We start from the raw sequence: 15,991 nt of genomic DNA, 5'->3' as shown, positions 1-15,991 counted from the left end.
CGGGCAGAACCCGCCCGTGACGGCCAACTGCCCGCTACACTCCCACCGCTCGACGTTTCCCCAGGTCAAGCCACGAAGTACTGCTGGAGTACTAGGCCTTTCCCGGGACTTTCGTCAGGGGGTCGGCGTGAGCATCGTGACCATGGAGTACGAGGAGTACGACGAGTACGGGCAGTCCAAGGAGTCCAGGGAGCCCGGGGACCGTGGGGAGCCCGTCCCGGCCGGTGCGGGCGCGTTCCTCTCGGTGCGGGACCTGTGCGTCAGCTTCAGCACGGAGGACGGTGTCGTCCGCGCCGTCGACGGGCTCTCCTTCGACCTCGACCGCGGACGCACCCTCGGCATCGTCGGCGAGTCGGGATCCGGGAAGTCCGTCACCAACCTGACCATCCTCGGACTGCACAACCCGATGTTCACCGCCGTCGAGGGCGAAATCCTGCTGGAGGGGCAGGAGTTGACCACGGCCCGGGAGTCGGAGCTGGAGCGGCTGCGCGGCGACAAGGTCGCGATGATCTTCCAGGACCCGCTCACCGCGCTCTCCCCGTACTCCACCGTGGGCCGGCAGATCGCCGAGCCGTACCGCAAGCACCGGGGCGCCTCGAAGAAGGCCGCCTGGGAGCGCACGGTGGAGATGCTCGGCAGGGTCGGCATCCCCAACCCCCGGGAGCGGGCGAAGGACTACCCGCACCAGTTCTCCGGCGGTATGCGGCAGCGCGCGATGATCGCGATGGCCCTGGTCTGCGACCCCGACCTGCTGATCGCCGACGAGCCGACCACGGCCCTCGACGTGACCGTCCAGGCGCAGATCCTCGACCTGCTCAAGGAGCTCCAGGAGGAGTTCGGCACCGCGATCATCTTCATCACGCACGACCTCGGCGTCATCGCCGACGTGGCCGACGACATCATGGTGATGTACGCGGGCAGCGCGATCGAGCACGGGACGAAGGAGCAGGTGCTGCGCTCACCGCAACACCCGTACACCTGGGGCCTTCTGAACTCCATGCCCCGGCTGGGCGCGGACCCGGACACCCCGCTCGCCCCCATCCCCGGCGCCCCGCCGTCCCTGCTCACCCCGCCGCCCGGCTGCCGCTTCCACCCCCGCTGCGCCTTCCAGGACCGGGTCGGCGGCAACCGGTGCGCCGCCGAGCGACCCCTCCTGACCCCGGACCGCGCCTCGGCCTGCCATCTGACGACGGAACAGAAGCGGACCATCTTCGTCGACGAGATCAAGCCCCGGTTGGGGTAGGGGGCTTCGACCTCAGGCGCCGGACGGGCCGGTGTGTGCCGGCGTCGCCACGGTGATGATCTCCGGGCTGGCCGGGGTCAACGGGCCCCGGCGCCAGTCCCCGTACTGCTCCACCACCCGCAGCCCCGCCTCCGTCAGGAAACCGGTCAGGGCCTCGGGGTCGAGGAAGCGGAGCGTCCCGCGGCTGACGCGGCGGCCGAACGAGCCGGGTGAGCCGGGTGAGCCGGGTGAGTCAGACGAGCCGGGTGAGTCAGGAGAGTCGAAGGTCGTCGTGAACGTCACCCGGTCGCCGGACGGCTCGTTCTCGACCTCGTGCCAGACCCGTACGACACGGCCGTCCGCGTCGGTGACCTCGCGCACCCGGTCCGGGGTCCAGGTCTCCCAGTCCCGCGCGCCCGGGTTGCGGGTCTCGAACACGAACCGTCCGCCGGCGCCGAGGGCGGACCGGACGGCCCTCAGCGCGGTGCGCAGTTCGTCGTCGCCGAGGAACACCTGGAAGGCGTGGCCCTTCATCACGACGAGGTCGAACTCGCCGTTCCACCGGTGGGTGCGCAGGTCGCCCAGCAGCCACTGGACGCCGGGCGCCCGGCGCCGGGCCTGGACGAGCATCGCGGCCGCCGGGTCGAGGCCGGTGAGGCGGCCCGGGTGGCCGTCCGCCGCGGCCCGCGCGAGGACCCGGCCCGTGCCGCAGCCGACGTCGAGCACGGCGTCGGCGGAACTCACCAGGCCCAGGTAGAAGTCGTCGTCCGGGCCCCATGGCCAGACGCTGTCGTACAGTGCGGCGAGTGCGAGATCCGCGAACGAATGATCGACCACCGCGGCAGTCTGCCACACACGGTTACGACCCAGGACAAGATCCGTCGCCTCGACCAGCGCCTCGGGAAGCCTCGACAATCGCTTCGACAATCGCCTCGACAAGCGGACAGGCGGCCGGACATGCTCTGCGCGATGACGAGAACAGACGACATGCCCACCGCGTGGGACGAACGCACCCAGCTCACCACGTTCCTCGACTACGTCCGCGACACCGTCCGCGCCAAGTGCGAGGACCTCTCCGACCCCGACGCCCGCAAGGCGCCCCTGCCCGGCTCGCCGCTGATGACCCCGAGCGGCCTGGTCAACCATCTGCGCTGGGTCGAGTACTACTGGTTCCAGGTGGTGTTCCTCGGCGAGGAGGACGAGGGACCGTGGACCGACGAGGACCCCGACCGCGAGATGCGCGTCGCCGTCGACTTCCCGCTCGCGCGCCTCCTCGACGAGTACGCCGAACAGGCCGAGCGGTACCGGGAACTGGTCGCCGGTCACGACCTCGACACCAAGGCCAAGCGGGCGTCCCGCGACGGCCGCCCTGTCGACCTGCGCTGGATCCTCCTGCACCTGATCGAGGAGACGGCCCGGCACAACGGCCACCTCGACATCCTGCGCGAGGTGATCGACGGCACGACCGGCGTCTAGACAGGTCTTGGGCGGTCCCAGGCGGGCCCCAGGAGCGGGCCCGAGGAGCGGGCCCGAGGAGCGGGCCCGAGGAGCGGGCCCGAGGCAGGCCCCGGCCAGGCCCCGGGCAGGTCCCGGGCAGCGAAAGACCGCTGAAAGACCGATGAAAGACCGCTGAAAGAGAGCAGAAAGGCGGCTCGCCGAGACTGGTGATGCGGGGCGGGCGACCGACGGGGGACACGCGGCGTCCGCCCCGCTTCACCTCATGCCGGTGCCGCCCTTTGCCGCACCTTGTCCGGGCCCGGTGGTGGCCGGATCACGCCCACCGGCGGCCCGTCCGTTCCCGTTGGCGAAGGTCGGCGTTGCCCGGCCGTCGCCCCTGGACTACGTTCTGTGAATGCTCTCCCCACGGCCCCGGTTCCGCCTGCTCGGACCCCTGGACGTCGAGATCGACAGACGGGCCGTCGTGCTGACCGGCCGGCAACGTGCGCTGTGCGCGGTGCTCCTGCTGCACGCCAACCACGTCGTCTCCGTCGACCGGCTGATTCAGTGCCTCTGGGACGACCGCCCGCCCGGTGCCGGCGCGGCCCGCGTACGGGCCCTCGTGGCGGAGGTCCGGCGTGCCCTCGGTCCGGCGGGGACACAGTTGCTGACCACGAGACGGCCCGGGTACGTCATGCATGCGGGGCCGGACGAGCTCGACCTGCTGGCCTTCGAGAACCTCATCAGGGACGGCTCGCGGGCCGCGGCCGACGGCGAGTGGCGGACCGCCCGGCGCTGCGGCGAACAGGCCCTGGCGCTGTGGCGGGACGAGCCGCTGGCCGACCTGTCGGAGGTCGCGGTGCGCGAGGCCGAGCGGCAACGCCTCGGCGAACTGCACCTCGTGGCCCGGGAGGGCATGGCCGAGGCGGAGATCGAGACCGGCCGGCACCGTGAGGCCATCGCCGAACTCCTCCGGCTGACCGCCGCCCACCCGCTGCGCGAACGCCCGCACGGGCTGCTGATGCGCGCCCTGCACCTGGACGGCCGCAGCGCGGAGGCCCTGGAGCTGTACACGGCGTTGCGGCGGCGCATGGTGGGCGAACTGGGCATGGAGCCCTCGGCCGACCTCAGGGACCTGCAACAGCGCCTGCTGCGCGGCGGCAGCGTCTCGGGCGGCGGCGGCACCGCCGGCAGCGGTGTCCTGGGCGGCGGCGTCGCCGGTCGGGCCGGCTCAGGCGGCGCCGCGGCGGCGCAGCAGGCCGCGGTCGCGGCCGAGCGGCCGGTGCCGCGTCAACTCCCGCCCACGCCACGTCGTTTCGTCGGCCGCGACCGGGAACTCGACCGGCTCGACTCCTGTCTGCGCACCGCCGAACCGCTCGCCCTGATCGTGGGACCGGCGGGCGTCGGCAAGAGCGCCCTCGCCTTGAACTGGGCCCACCGGGTCGCCGACCGCTTCCCCGACGGCCAGCTCTTCCTCGACATGCGGGGCTTCGACAACGCCGAGCCGATGACCCCCGAGGAGGCCCTGCCGCTGCTCCTGCAGGGCCTCGGGTGCGCCCCGCGTGACATCCCGCTGGGCGCCGAGGCGCAGACCGCGCTGTACCGGACGCTGCTGGCGGAGCGCCGGGTGCTGGTCGTCCTGGACGACGTGGCCGACGCGTCGTACGTACGGCAGCTGCTGCCCGCCTCGGCGGGCTCGCTGACGCTCGTGACGAGCCGGGACAAGCTCAGCGGCCTGGTCACCCTGGACGGCGCCTACCGGGTCTCCTGCGACGTCCTCGACAGCGCCGCCGCACTGGAGCTGATCAGCGGCGCGGTCGGCGCGGAGGCCGTGGCCGCCGACCCGGAGGCCGCGGCCCGGCTGGTCGAGCTCTGCGACCGGCTGCCGCTCGCCCTGTGCGTCGCGGGCTCCTGGATCGGCGACCGGCCAGGCAGTATCCGCGCCTACGTACGCGACCTCGCCGACCGGGGCCGGCTCGCCCGGCTGCATGTCGAGGGCGAGGAGTCCGTCGCCGTACGGGCCGCGCTCGACCTGTCGTACGGGGCGCTGCCGGACGAGGCACGCCGGGCCTTCCGCTGTCTGGGCGCGCTGCCGGGCACGGGCCGGTCGGTCACGGCGGCCGCCGCCGGCGCGGGCCTCGACGAGCGGCGGCTGGCCGACCTGCTGCGGCTGGCCCAGCGCGTCCACCTGCTGCGCGACGTCGAACTCGGCCGCCCGGCCTGGCACGACCTCGTGCACGAGTACGCCCGCGACCGCACGGCCGCCGAGGACGCCCCCGAGGAGCAGGCCGCCTCCGTCACGCGCGTCCTCGACCACTACCTCCAGAGCGTCGTCAACGCCGCCGCCACGGCCGGCCTGTACGTGATGCGCACCCGGCCGGGCGCCGTCGAGGGCTCCCTGCCGCGGGAGTTCGCGACGACCGAGGAGGCGTACGCCTGGTTCGACGGCGAGTGGGACGACATCGCGGCCGCGATCGGGCACGCCGCCGAGCACGGCCCCGCGCCGTACGTGTGGTGGCTGGTGGACGCGCTGCAGGACCTGTTCCACCACCGTCGTCCGCTGTCCGACTGGATGCGGCTGGCCACCCTCGCCCGGGAGGTGGCCCAGCGCGACGGGGACGAGGTCGGTCAGGCCGCCATGTGCCTGTCCCTGGGCAGCGCCCGCTGGCGCAACGGCGACCTGCGGGGCGCCCTGGCGGAGTACGAGGAGGGGGAGGTGCTGGCGCGCCGGGCCGGCTGGGCGTACGGCGAGGCCGGCAGCCTCCAGGGCAAGGGCGTCACCCTCAAGCTGCTGGGGGAGCTGCGCCGCGCGCTGCCCTGCTACGACCGCGCCCTCGCGCTCTACCGCACGCTGGGCAACGCCAGGAACGAAGAGATCATGCTGATCAACACGGCGTCGCTGAACCTCGCCCTGGGTCGCCTGGACGCGGCCGAGGAGGCGGCGTGCGCGGCCCTCGACCTGATCGGCGACGCGGCCCACCACAACCGCGCGATGGCCCTCGTCAACCTCGCCCTGATCCGCCAGAAGCAGGCCCGGTTCGACGACGCGACGGCGGCGCTGCGCACCTGCTTCCTCGTCTCCCGCGACTCCGGCTCCACCTACACCGAGGCGGTCGCCCTGGAGGCGCTCGGCCGGGTCCGCGCCGACGCCGGCCAGGACGAGCGCGCGCTGCTCGCCTACGAGGACGCGCTCGCCGTCTCCCGCAGGGTGGAGAACCGCAACTGTCAGGTCGACAGCCTGGTCGGGATCGCCTCCGTGAAACTGCGCGCGGGCCAGGCCGACGAGACGGCCGAACACCTCGACGCCGCCTTCGAGATCGCCGAGCGCACCGGCCACCGCGCGGGCCTCGTCGAGGTCCTGCTGGCCCGCGCCGACCTCGCCCGCGCGCAGGGCCGACCCGCCGAGGCCCTGGACTGCCTGGAGCGCGCCGAGGGCCTCGCGACCGACGGCAACCCCCTCACCCTCCCGCGCGTCCACCTCACGGCCGCCCTGACCCTCCTGGACGCCGGTGCCCCGGCCGACGCCCGCACCGCCGCGACCCGCGCGGTCGACCTGGCCCGCACCTCCGGCCAACGCCTCCTGCACACCCGCGCCACCGAGGCCCTCGCCGCCGCCCACGAGGCCACCGGCGACCCGGGCCCGGTGCAGGAGCACCGGACGGCGGCGCGAACCCCGCACGAGCCCCCGGCCCCCCGGCCCCCGTCCGGCGTCCCCGTCCCAACCGGCGACCCGGGCCCGGCGCAGGAGCACCGGACGGCGGCGCGAACCCCGCACGAGCCCCCGGCCCCCCGGCCCCCGTCCGGCGTCCCCGTCCCAACCGGCGACCCGGGCCCGGTGCAGGAGCACCGGACGGCGGCGCGAACCCCGCACGAGCCCCCGGTCCCCCGGCCCCCGTCCGGCGTCCCCGCTCGGTACCGGCACCGGCACCGTGAGCTTCCCCCGGACGCGGAGTCCCGGCTGACCCTCTACCTGACCGAGCACTTCGACGGCTGACACCCTCCCCCACTCTCATCTTCGTTCGAGCGGGGGGACCCCCACCTCGCCGCCGTCAGCGGGCGGACGTCGCGTACGCGCTGCCGAGCCGCAGCCGGGGGTCGCGGGCGAGGATGCGTTCCTGCAGGGACCGCAGGTCCGGGCCCGGCTCGCACCCCAGCAGGTCGACCATCCGCAGGCGCAGCACCTGGAAGCAGTCCAGCGCGTCCGCCTGGCGGCCGCCCCGGTGCAGGGCGAGCATCAGCAGGCCCGCGACCTTCTCGTCGAAGGGGTGCATCTCGGCCAGCCACTGCAACTGCGGCAGGCACTCGTCGTGCCGCCCCGCCCGCAGGGACAGCTCCGTGCTGCCGACCAGCGCCTCCCGGTGCTCGCGCCGCAGCGCGACCCGCGCCGACTCCGCCCAGGCCGTGCGGACGTCCGACAGCGGCTCGCCCCGCCACAGCTCCAGCGCCCGCGCGTAGAGGCCGAGAGCGGCGTCGGCGTCCCCGGTGCGGGCGGTCTGCTGCGCCTGCCGGACCAGGCCGCGGAACCGCGCGGTGTCGACCCGCTCCTCGTCGATCGCGAGGACGTACCCGCCCCGCTTGCGGGCCAGTTCGAAACCTTCGTCCCGCTGCCCGTCGGCCCGCAGCGCCTTGCGCAGCCCGGTGGCCTGGATGTACAGCGCGTCCCGCGGATGCTGCGGCCGGCGCTCCTGCCAGACCCGCTCGATCAGCGTCTCGTCGGCCACGAAGGCCCCGGGGGTCCACGCCAGCGCCGCCAGCAGCAGTTTGGTGCCGTGCGGCAGCGGCATCTTGTCACCGGACCACGCCCGCGCCTCGACACACCCCAGCAGCTGGATTTCCATGCCGTACCCCCGTACCTCGAACCACGTGAGTCACCACTGTGAGCACGGGGTGTTCGGGTGGCGCATGGATGCTGCACGGGCCGCCGAGACCGGACCGGGCCTTCGGAGAAGGGCCGCGAGGCGGTCGGCGGTTAAGGAACACGTAGGGAAAACCCTTCATTCTGGGCATGGAGTCCGCCCGAAGCCACTCTCCCTACTAGCCTGCTGTGTGAATGGAGGACCTGCGCGGCTCGAGCGCACCTCCGTGGAGCTCGGGGCGCCCCGTCGTGGGGCCTACCGATTCGGCCGATGCACACGGCCAGTCTGGCGGCAAGTGATTTTCCCCTCTCTGATGTCCGGAATGCGGACGGCCGCCCCCGATAGATGTGTAACAAGTCCGTTTCGCAGCGATCTTTCTCCTAGCTGTTTGTCCGGATTTTGGAAGAAGTACACGTCAGGTGTGATCGAACCGAGACCTTTGGGGTGTGGTTCGCCCTTCGCCCATGGCAGATAGTTAGGCGCGTAGAGCTCGGATGGAACGGGTCACGCGCTGCAGCTGCGGCGACTCCCGAGCGCAGGGGGCACCTGACTATTTCAGGCACCGGTGACGGTGGTGTCATGTGCTCCTTCATGCGGTGAACCAATGGACTCATGAGGAGGAGCCCCATGCGTGGTGCCAAGAGCGCCAAGTGGGTTGCGATAGCCGCCGTTGTGGCGCTGGGTGCGACGGCCTGTGGCGGTGGCGGGGACGAAGGCGGCGCGGGCAAGGGCAACGGCACCCTGTCGGTGGAGATCAGTGAACCGCAGAACAGCCTGGTTCCCACCAACACCTACGAGACCGAGGGCGGCCAGGTCATCAACGCCCTCTTCACGGGTCTGACCAAGCTTGACGCCGACAACAAGGTCGTCAACGCGATGGCGCAGTCGATCGAGTCCACGGACAACAAGGTCTGGACGATCAAGCTGAAGCCGGGCTACACCTTCCACAACGGGGAGAAGGTCACCGCCCAGTCCTTCATCGACGCCTGGAACTACGGCGCCGACCAGACCAACGCCCAGCAGACCAACCCGCTGTTCAGCCACATCCAGGGCTACAGCGACCTGAACCCGGGCGAGGGCAAGAAGCCCACGACCGACAAGTTGTCCGGTCTGAAGGCCGTCGACGAGAACACCCTGCAGGTCACGCTGACCGGCGCGTTCTCGGCGTTCCCGTCGCAGCTCTCCTTCACCGCGTTCGTGCCGCTGCCGAAGGCGTTCTTCAAGGACCCCAAGGGCTTCGGCGAGGCCCCGATCGGCAACGGCCCCTTCCAGATGAAGGGGAAGTTCAAGCACAACGAGGTCATCAGCACCACGAAGTACGACAAGTACCCGGACGCCTCGAAGATCGAGGTCAAGGCTGTCGACTTCAAGATCTACTCGAACCTCGACACCGCCTATAAGGACCTCGTCGCGGGCAACCTCGACAGCCTGCTGACGATCCCGACCTCGGGTCTGTCGACGTACAAGAAGGACCTGCCGAACCGCACGATCGACGAGGCCGACTCGGCCGTCGGTTACATCGGCTTCCCGATCAAGTACAACAAGGCCTTCCAGAACGCGGACCTGCGCAAGGCGATCTCTATGTCGATCGACCGTCAGACGATCGCCGACAAGATCTTCCTCGGCGCCCGTACCCCGGCCGACGACTACATCAGCCCCATCATCGACGGCTACCGCAAGGGAGCCTGTGGCGAGGCCTGCACGCTGAACCCGGCCAAGGCCAAGGAGCTCTACAAGAAGAGCGGCGGTCTGCCCGGCAACACGCTGGAGATCGGCTACAACGCCGACGGCGGCCACAAGGAGTGGGTCGAGGCGGTCTCCAACCAGATCCAGCAGAACCTGGGCGTCAAGGTGACGGCCAAGCCGTTCGAGCAGTTCCAGACCATCCTGAACGACCTGGACGCCAAGAAGTACAGCGGTGCCTTCCGTATGGCCTGGAGCATGGACTACCCGGACATGGAGGACTACCTCCGTCCGGTCTTCTCCAAGGACGCCATCGCCAACGGCTCGAACTACTCGGGTTACGTCAACGAGACGTTTGAGAAGCTCCTCGTCGAGGGTGACCAGGCCCCGTCGCACGAGGAGGCCGTCAAGAAGTACCAGCAGGCCGACGACGTCGTGCTCAAGGACCTGCCGTACATCCCGGTGTACTTCTACACGATGAACGCCGGCTTCAGCGACAAGATCAAGTCGATGAAGGTCGCCGGTCACCAGATCCTGTGGGACACGGTCAAGCTCAGCTGACCCGAGTCTGAGCAGTTCCGAAACACAGCGGAACAGGGTGAGCAGGGGGGTGCTCGAAGCCTTCCCCTGTTCACCCCTTCTGCCGTCTCCCGTCCGACAGTGCCGCCTTCCCGGCAGCGGGCGGGTCGAGCACCCCCCTCTGGAGTACCGATGGGCCGATACGTCGTGCGCCGCCTCCTGCAGGTAATCCCTGTGATGATTGGCGTCACGTTCATCATCTTCTGCCTGGTCTTCGCTCTGCCCGGCGACCCGATCCAGGCACTGGCTGGCGACAAGCGCGCCGACCCCAACGTCGCGGCGATCCTCCGCGCGCATTACCACCTCAACGAACCGCTCTACCAGCAGTACTGGCACTACATCAGTGGCGTCTTCACCGGTGACCTCGGTGAGACCTACAACGGACGTGCCATCACCGACATCGTGTCGGAGCGGTTCCCCGTCACCCTGAAGCTCGGGCTGACCGCCTTCGCCCTCGAGGCCGTCATCGGCATCGTGGCGGGCATCTTCTCCGCGCTCAAGCGGGGCAAGTTCCTCGACAACGTGGTGCTGGTCTCCACGCTGGTGCTGATCTCGATCCCGGTCTTCGTGCTCGGCAGCGTGCTCCAGCTCGAGTTCGGTGTGAACCTCAAGATCACGCCGGTGGCCGGCATCCAGCAGGGCTGGCCGCAGAGTTACATCCTTCCGGCCATCGTGCTCGCCGCGACCTCGATGGCATACATCGCCCGGCTCACCCGGGCGAGCATGACGGAGTCGATCCGCGCCGACTACGTGCGCACGGCGATCGCCAAGGGTCTGCCACAGCGCCGGGTCATCGGCCTGCACGCCCTGCGCAACTCGCTGATTCCGGTCATCACCTTCCTGGGCTTCGACCTCGGCGCCCTCATGGGCGGCGCCATCATCACCGAGCGCGTGTTCAACATGCCCGGCATCGGCGGCCAGTTGGCCCAGTCCCTCTATCTGCGCGAGCGTCCCGTCGTGGTCGGGCTGGTCACCCTCCTGGTGCTGATCTACCTGGTGGCGAACCTGCTCGTGGACCTGATGTACGCCGTGCTCGACCCGAGGATCCGTTATGAGTGAGAAGACGATAGAGAGGCCGACCACCGACGAGGCCGCCCTCGCCAAGGAGATCGAGGCCGAGGAGAAGGCGGCGGCACGTCAGGCGAGCCTGTTCAAGGACGGCTGGGCGGACCTGCGCAAGCGCCCGATGTTCATCGTGTCGGGGCTCGTCATCGTGTTCCTGCTGGCCCTGGCGATCGCCCCCGGCCTGTTCACGGCGCGGTCCCCGTTCTCGGACGGCTTCTGTCAGCTCCAGAACTCCATGACCCCGCCCACGTCCGGGCACCTGTTCGGCTACGACGTGCAGGGCTGCGACATCTACACGCGGACCGTGTACGGCGCGCGCAACTCGATCATCGTCGGTGTCGTGACCACCATCATCACGACGCTGATCGGCGGCCTGGTGGGCATGCTGGCCGGCCTGGTCGGCGGCTGGATCGACGCGGTGCTGTCCCGCGTCACCGAGGTCTTCTCGGCGCTGCCGCTGCTCGTCGGCGGTCTGCTGATCATGTCGATCTGGGGCGGCGGCGACGTCTGGTCGGTGTCCTTGATCATGGCGATTCTCGGCTGGCCCCAGGTCTTCCGCATCATGCGCGGCGAGGTCATCTCCAACAAGTACAACGACTACGTGGCGGCGGCTCGTGCGCTGGGCGCGGGCTCGGGGCGGATCGCGTTCCGGCACATCCTGCCGAACACGCTGGCCCCCGTCATCGTCATCACCACCATGAACCTGGGCGTCTACATCGCGGCCGAGGCCGCCCTGTCCTACCTGGGCATCGGCATCCAGTACCCCAACATCTCCTGGGGTCTGATGATCAGTGACGCGCAGGACCGGTTCCTGACCTCGCCGCACGCACTGCTGTTCCCGGCCGGCGCCCTGAGCATCACCGTGCTGGCGTTCATCATGCTCGGCGACGTGGTACGCGACGCCTTCGACCCCAAGATGCGCTGAGGGAGGCGTACGTGACCATCATCGATCCGACAGACGCCATCCCGGCTCCGCGTGACGGAGAGAAAACCGGCCCACTCCTCGAAGTGCGGGACCTGCACGTCGAGTTCCACACCCGTGAGGGCGTGGTCCGGGCCGTCAACGGCGTCAACTACTCCGTGAGCTCCGGTGAGACCCTCGCCGTCCTCGGCGAGTCCGGCTCCGGCAAGTCCGTGACCGCGCAGGCCATCATGGGCATCCTCGACATGCCGCCGGCCCGCATCCCCAAGGGCGAGATCCGCTTCCACGGCCGGGACATGCTCGCCATGTCCGAGGAGGAGCGGCGCAAGCTGCGCGGCGCCCGCATCGCGATGATCTTCCAGGACGCGCTGTCCTCCCTCAACCCCGTACTCAGCGTGGGCTTCCAGCTCGGTGAGATGTTCCGCGTCCACCAGGGACTGTCCCGCAAGGCGGCCAAGGCCAAGGCCGTCGAACTGATGGACCGGGTGAAGATCCCGGCCGCCGCGGCGCGCGTGAACGACTACCCGCACCAGTTCTCGGGCGGCATGCGCCAGCGCATCATGATCGCGATGGCGCTCGCTCTGGAGCCGGACCTGATCATCGCCGACGAGCCGACCACGGCCCTCGACGTGACGGTCCAGGCGCAGGTGATGGACCTGCTCGCGGAGTTGCAGCGCGAGTACCGGATGGGCCTGATCCTCATCACCCACGACCTCGGTGTCGTCGCGGACGTCGCCGACAAGATCGCGGTCATGTACGCGGGCCGGATCGTGGAGACGGCGCCGGTGCACGAGCTGTACAAGCGCCCCGCACACCCCTACACGCGCGGGCTGCTCGACTCGATCCCGCGCCTGGACCAGAAGGGGCAGGAGCTCTACGCGATCAGGGGCCTGCCGCCCAACCTGCTGAAGGTGCCGCAGGGCTGTGCCTTCAACCCGCGCTGCGAACGCGCGCAGGACGTGTGCCGCACGGACGTTCCGCCGCTGGTCCAGGTGACCGAGCGGGACGGGACGGACCTGCCCGGCCGCGCCAGCGCGTGTCACTTCTGGAAGGAGACCATCCATGGCTGAGACGACCAAGGCCACCGAGCCCGAGGACGCCACGCCCAACGTCTCGCCGCTGGAGATCGCCGACGTGCACTCGGTGGAGGAGAAGGTCGCCGCGCTCGACGTGCCCGTCGAGCGCGGCGAACCGATCCTGCAGGTGCGCAACCTCGTCAAGCACTTCCCGCTGACCCAGGGCATCCTGGTCAAGCGCCAGATCGGCGCGGTCAAGGCGGTGGACGGAGTCTCCTTCGACCTGTACCAGGGGGAGACCCTGGGCATCGTGGGCGAGTCCGGCTGCGGCAAGTCGACGGTCGCCAAGGTGCTGATGAACCTGGAGAAGGCGACGGCCGGCGAGGTCTTCTACAAGGGCCAGGACATCACCAAGCTGTCCGGCAGGGCGCTGAAGGCGGTCCGCCGGAACATCCAGATGATCTTCCAGGACCCCTACACCTCGCTCAACCCGCGCATGACGGTGGGCGACATCATCGGCGAGCCCTTCGACATCCACCCCGAGGTGGCGCCCAAGGGCGACCGACGCCAGCGGGTGCGTGAGCTGCTGGACGTCGTCGGTCTGAACCCCGAGTACATCAACCGCTATCCGCACCAGTTCTCGGGCGGTCAGCGCCAGCGCATCGGCATCGCCCGCGGGCTGGCGCTCAACCCCGAGATCATCATCTGCGACGAGCCGGTCTCCGCGCTCGACGTGTCTGTCCAGGCGCAGGTCATCAACCTGATGGAGCGACTGCAGGACGAGTTCAACCTCTCCTACATCTTCATCGCGCACGACCTGTCGATCGTCCGGCACATCTCCGACCGGGTCGGCGTGATGTACCTCGGACGGATCGCCGAGATCGGCTCCGACGAGCAGATCTACGAGCACCCGACGCACCCCTACACCCAGGCGCTGCTGTCGGCGGTCCCGGTGCCGGACCCGGAGGCCCGTGAGGGGCGCGAGCGGATCATCCTCACCGGTGACGTGCCGTCGCCGGCTAACCCGCCGTCCGGCTGCCGCTTCCGCACCCGCTGCTGGAAGGCCCAGGACAAGTGCGCCGAGGAGACGCCTCTGCTGGCCGTTCCCGAGCGCTTCCAGGGAGTGGACTCCCCAGTGGCGCATGAGTCGGCCTGCCACTTCGCCGAGGAGAAGGACGTCGTGCACGCGGGCTGACCCGCCCGTCGCGACGGCATGGTGCCCGGCTCTCGACAGAGACGCCGGGCATCGGCATGTCCGCCGAGAGCTGTCCCCGGCCGTCGCACGCCACGCCCTCCGGCTGTCGACGGCTGCCCCTGGCTGTTGAAGACGCCCCTCGGCTGCCCGCAACCGCGGAACGCCGCCGAAACCGCCGCCGACCCCTGTCGGCCGCCGTCGAACGATGTCGGGGCGCCCGGCCGAGCCGCTCGACGGCCGCCTCCTCGGGTTCGACACAACCCGTACGGGTGTGGTGAGGGTGCACCACATACGAGATGTCCCGATATTGACTGGCAATGGATCAGAAATCCGGCGCTGACGGCACACTGCCGCCCAAGGCAGGCGCGCGGTCAATGAGGAGGCATCCATGCGTGGAGCCACGCACACCAGGTGGGCCGCCTGCGCGGCGGCGGCAGCGCTTGCGGTCACCGCCTGCGGAGGCGGGGGGAGCGATGCCGGTGACGGCGGCGCGGTGCTCAGCGCCTCGTGGTCGGACCCGCAGAACCCGCTGGAGCCGGCCAACACCAACGAGGTCCAGGGCGGAAAGGTCCTCGACATGATCTTCCGCGGTCTGAAGCGGTACGACCCCCGGACCGCCCAGGCGCGGGACATGCTGGCGCAGAGCATCGAGACGCCGGACTCGCAGAACTTCAAGATCACCCTCAAGCCCGGCTGGACGTTCAGCAATGGCGAGAAAGTGACGTCCAGATCCTTCGTCGACGCCTGGAACTACGGCGCGAGCCTGAAGAACAAGCAGAAGGCCGCCGAGTTCTTCAAGTACATCGACGGCTATGCCGACGTCCACCCGGAGACGGGCGCGCAGACCGCCGACACCCTCTCGGGGCTGAAGGCCGTCGACGACCGCACCTTCACCGTGCGGCTCAGCCAGAAGTTCTCGTCGTTCCCGGACACCCTCGGCTACGCCGTCTTCGCGCCCCTGCCCCGGGCCTTCTTCGACGACCACGCGGCCTGGCTGGCGAAACCGATCGGCAACGGGCCGTACACCATCGCGTCGTACGCCAAGGGCGCGCAGATGTCCCTCACCAAGTGGCAGGGCTATCCCGGCGAGGACAAGGCCCGGAACGACGGGGTGACGCTGCGGGTCTACACCGACCCCAACACCGCCTACACCGACCTCCTGGCCGGCAACCTCGACCTCACCGACGACATCCCCGCCGCTCAGCTCAAGAACGCCCCGAGCGACCTCGGCGGCCGGTTCCTCAACCAGCCCGCCGGCATCATCCAGACGATCGCCTTCCCCTACTACGACAAGGAGTGGGGCAAGACCGGCATGGACAAGGTCCGCAAGGGGCTGTCCATGGCCATCGACCGCGACGGGATCACCGAGACGATCTATCGGAGGACGCGGGTCCCCGCCACGGACTGGACCTCGCCGGTCCTGGGCGTGGGGGGCGGTGACAAGAGGGGACTATGCGGCGAGTGGTGCACCTACGACCCCGTGCGGGCCAAGAAGCTGATCCAGGAGGGCGGGGGACTGCCCGGCGGACAGGTGAGGATCGCATACAACGCGGACTCCGGATCGCACAAACAGTGGGTCGACGCCGTCTGCAACTCCATCAACAACGTCCTTGACGACGACAGGGCCTGTGCCGGCAGCCCGGTCGGCACCTTCGCCGACTACCGCAACAAGACCACCCGACAGAAGCTGAGCGGCCCCTTCCGGGCGGGCTGGCAGATGGACTACCCGCTCATCCAGAACTTCCTGCAGCCGCTCTACTACACGAACGCCCCCTCCAACGACGGCAAGTGGTCCGACAAGGAGTTCGACACGCTCGTCGACCAGGCCAACGCCGAGACCGACCCCGCCAAGGCCGTCGCCCTGTTCCAGCAGGCCGAGCAGGTCGTCCGGGACGACATGGCCGCCATCCCGCTCTGGTACCAGAACGGCACCGGCGGCTACGCGGAACGCCTCTCCGACGTCCGGCTCAACCCGTTCTCCGTGCCGGTCTACACCGACATCAAGGTCGGCTGACC

11 protein-coding genes are annotated in these 15,991 nt (G+C 70.0%); 9 read left to right on the top strand and 2 right to left on the bottom strand.

Translation table 11 applies throughout. The features are described 5' to 3' along the window. Positions 1-142: 142 nt before the first annotated feature. Positions 143-1,243 carry an ABC transporter ATP-binding protein gene (locus tag ACIBAF_RS15975; RefSeq protein WP_399463816.1) on the top strand — a complete coding sequence of 367 codons (1,101 nt, stop codon included), beginning with the start codon at positions 143-145 and terminating at the stop codon, positions 1,241-1,243. A gap of 12 nt (positions 1,244-1,255) precedes the next feature. Here ACIBAF_RS15975 and ACIBAF_RS15970 read toward each other — a convergent pair whose 3' ends face one another. Continuing rightward, the gene (locus tag ACIBAF_RS15970; protein ID WP_399463803.1) at positions 1,256-2,059 is read right to left on the bottom strand and encodes a class I SAM-dependent methyltransferase; all 804 of its coding nucleotides are present in this window, start codon (positions 2,057-2,059) and stop codon (positions 1,256-1,258) included. A gap of 132 nt (positions 2,060-2,191) precedes the next feature. Between ACIBAF_RS15970 and ACIBAF_RS15965 the strand changes: the two genes are divergently transcribed. After that, positions 2,192-2,698: a DinB family protein gene (locus ACIBAF_RS15965; RefSeq protein WP_399463802.1), complete on the top strand. Its 507-nt coding sequence runs from the start codon at positions 2,192-2,194 to the stop codon at positions 2,696-2,698. Between the two features lie 376 nt (positions 2,699-3,074). Further along, the gene (locus ACIBAF_RS15960; protein ID WP_399463801.1) at positions 3,075-6,653 is read left to right on the top strand and encodes an AfsR/SARP family transcriptional regulator; all 3,579 of its coding nucleotides are present in this window, start codon (positions 3,075-3,077) and stop codon (positions 6,651-6,653) included. A 55-nt stretch (positions 6,654-6,708) separates the two neighbouring features. Here ACIBAF_RS15960 and ACIBAF_RS15955 read toward each other — a convergent pair whose 3' ends face one another. Beyond that, the gene (locus ACIBAF_RS15955; protein WP_399463800.1) at positions 6,709-7,497 is read right to left on the bottom strand and encodes a BTAD domain-containing putative transcriptional regulator; all 789 of its coding nucleotides are present in this window, start codon (positions 7,495-7,497) and stop codon (positions 6,709-6,711) included. Positions 7,498-8,142: 645 nt separating this feature from the next. Here ACIBAF_RS15955 and ACIBAF_RS15950 point away from each other — a divergent pair. The 6 genes from ACIBAF_RS15950 to ACIBAF_RS15925 all read left to right on the top strand — a co-directional run bounded on the left by ACIBAF_RS15950 (position 8,143) and on the right by ACIBAF_RS15925 (position 15,989). After that, positions 8,143-9,759 (top strand): ABC transporter substrate-binding protein, encoded by a 1,617-nt coding sequence (locus ACIBAF_RS15950; RefSeq protein ID WP_399463799.1) that lies wholly within the window; start codon positions 8,143-8,145, stop codon positions 9,757-9,759. 150 nt (positions 9,760-9,909) lie between these two features. Continuing rightward, positions 9,910-10,836, top strand: a complete 927-nt coding sequence (locus ACIBAF_RS15945) for an ABC transporter permease (RefSeq protein WP_399463798.1) — start codon at positions 9,910-9,912, stop codon at positions 10,834-10,836. Then, positions 10,829-11,767, top strand: coding sequence for an ABC transporter permease (locus tag ACIBAF_RS15940; RefSeq protein ID WP_399463797.1), 939 nt, complete (start codon positions 10,829-10,831; stop codon positions 11,765-11,767). The genes ACIBAF_RS15945 and ACIBAF_RS15940 overlap by 8 nt, the downstream gene beginning before the upstream one ends. Positions 11,768-11,778: 11 nt before the next feature. Then, a complete protein-coding gene (locus tag ACIBAF_RS15935; RefSeq protein WP_399463796.1) occupies positions 11,779-12,834 on the top strand; it encodes an ABC transporter ATP-binding protein in 1,056 nt (351 codons plus the stop codon). Beyond that, a complete protein-coding gene (locus ACIBAF_RS15930) occupies positions 12,827-13,975 on the top strand; it encodes an ABC transporter ATP-binding protein (protein WP_399463795.1) in 1,149 nt (382 codons plus the stop codon). The genes ACIBAF_RS15935 and ACIBAF_RS15930 overlap by 8 nt, the downstream gene beginning before the upstream one ends. A gap of 388 nt (positions 13,976-14,363) precedes the next feature. After that, positions 14,364-15,989 carry an ABC transporter substrate-binding protein gene (locus ACIBAF_RS15925; protein WP_399463794.1) on the top strand — a complete coding sequence of 542 codons (1,626 nt, stop codon included), beginning with the start codon at positions 14,364-14,366 and terminating at the stop codon, positions 15,987-15,989. Positions 15,990-15,991: the final 2 nt, after the last annotated feature.

Source organism: Streptomyces sp. NPDC051677, assembly GCF_044453465.1.
Taxonomy (GTDB): domain Bacteria; phylum Actinomycetota; class Actinomycetes; order Streptomycetales; family Streptomycetaceae; genus Streptomyces.
This window is presented reverse-complemented; position numbering and strand designations above follow the sequence as displayed.

Excerpts from the sequence above, each read along its gene's own strand:
- ACIBAF_RS15975 (WP_399463816.1), top strand. The coding sequence starts at position 143 with ATGGAGTACGAGGAGTACGACGAGTACGGGCAGTCCAAGGAGTCCAGG.
- ACIBAF_RS15965 (WP_399463802.1), top strand. The coding sequence starts at position 2,192 with ATGACGAGAACAGACGACATGCCCACCGCGTGGGACGAACGCACCCAG.
- ACIBAF_RS15960 (WP_399463801.1), top strand. The coding sequence starts at position 3,075 with ATGCTCTCCCCACGGCCCCGGTTCCGCCTGCTCGGACCCCTGGACGTC.
- ACIBAF_RS15955 (WP_399463800.1), bottom strand. The coding sequence starts at position 7,497 with ATGGAAATCCAGCTGCTGGGGTGTGTCGAGGCGCGGGCGTGGTCCGGT.
- ACIBAF_RS15950 (WP_399463799.1), top strand. The coding sequence starts at position 8,143 with ATGCGTGGTGCCAAGAGCGCCAAGTGGGTTGCGATAGCCGCCGTTGTG.
- ACIBAF_RS15945 (WP_399463798.1), top strand. The coding sequence starts at position 9,910 with ATGGGCCGATACGTCGTGCGCCGCCTCCTGCAGGTAATCCCTGTGATG.
- ACIBAF_RS15940 (WP_399463797.1), top strand. The coding sequence starts at position 10,829 with ATGAGTGAGAAGACGATAGAGAGGCCGACCACCGACGAGGCCGCCCTC.
- ACIBAF_RS15930 (WP_399463795.1), top strand. The coding sequence starts at position 12,827 with ATGGCTGAGACGACCAAGGCCACCGAGCCCGAGGACGCCACGCCCAAC.
- ACIBAF_RS15925 (WP_399463794.1), top strand. The coding sequence starts at position 14,364 with ATGCGTGGAGCCACGCACACCAGGTGGGCCGCCTGCGCGGCGGCGGCA.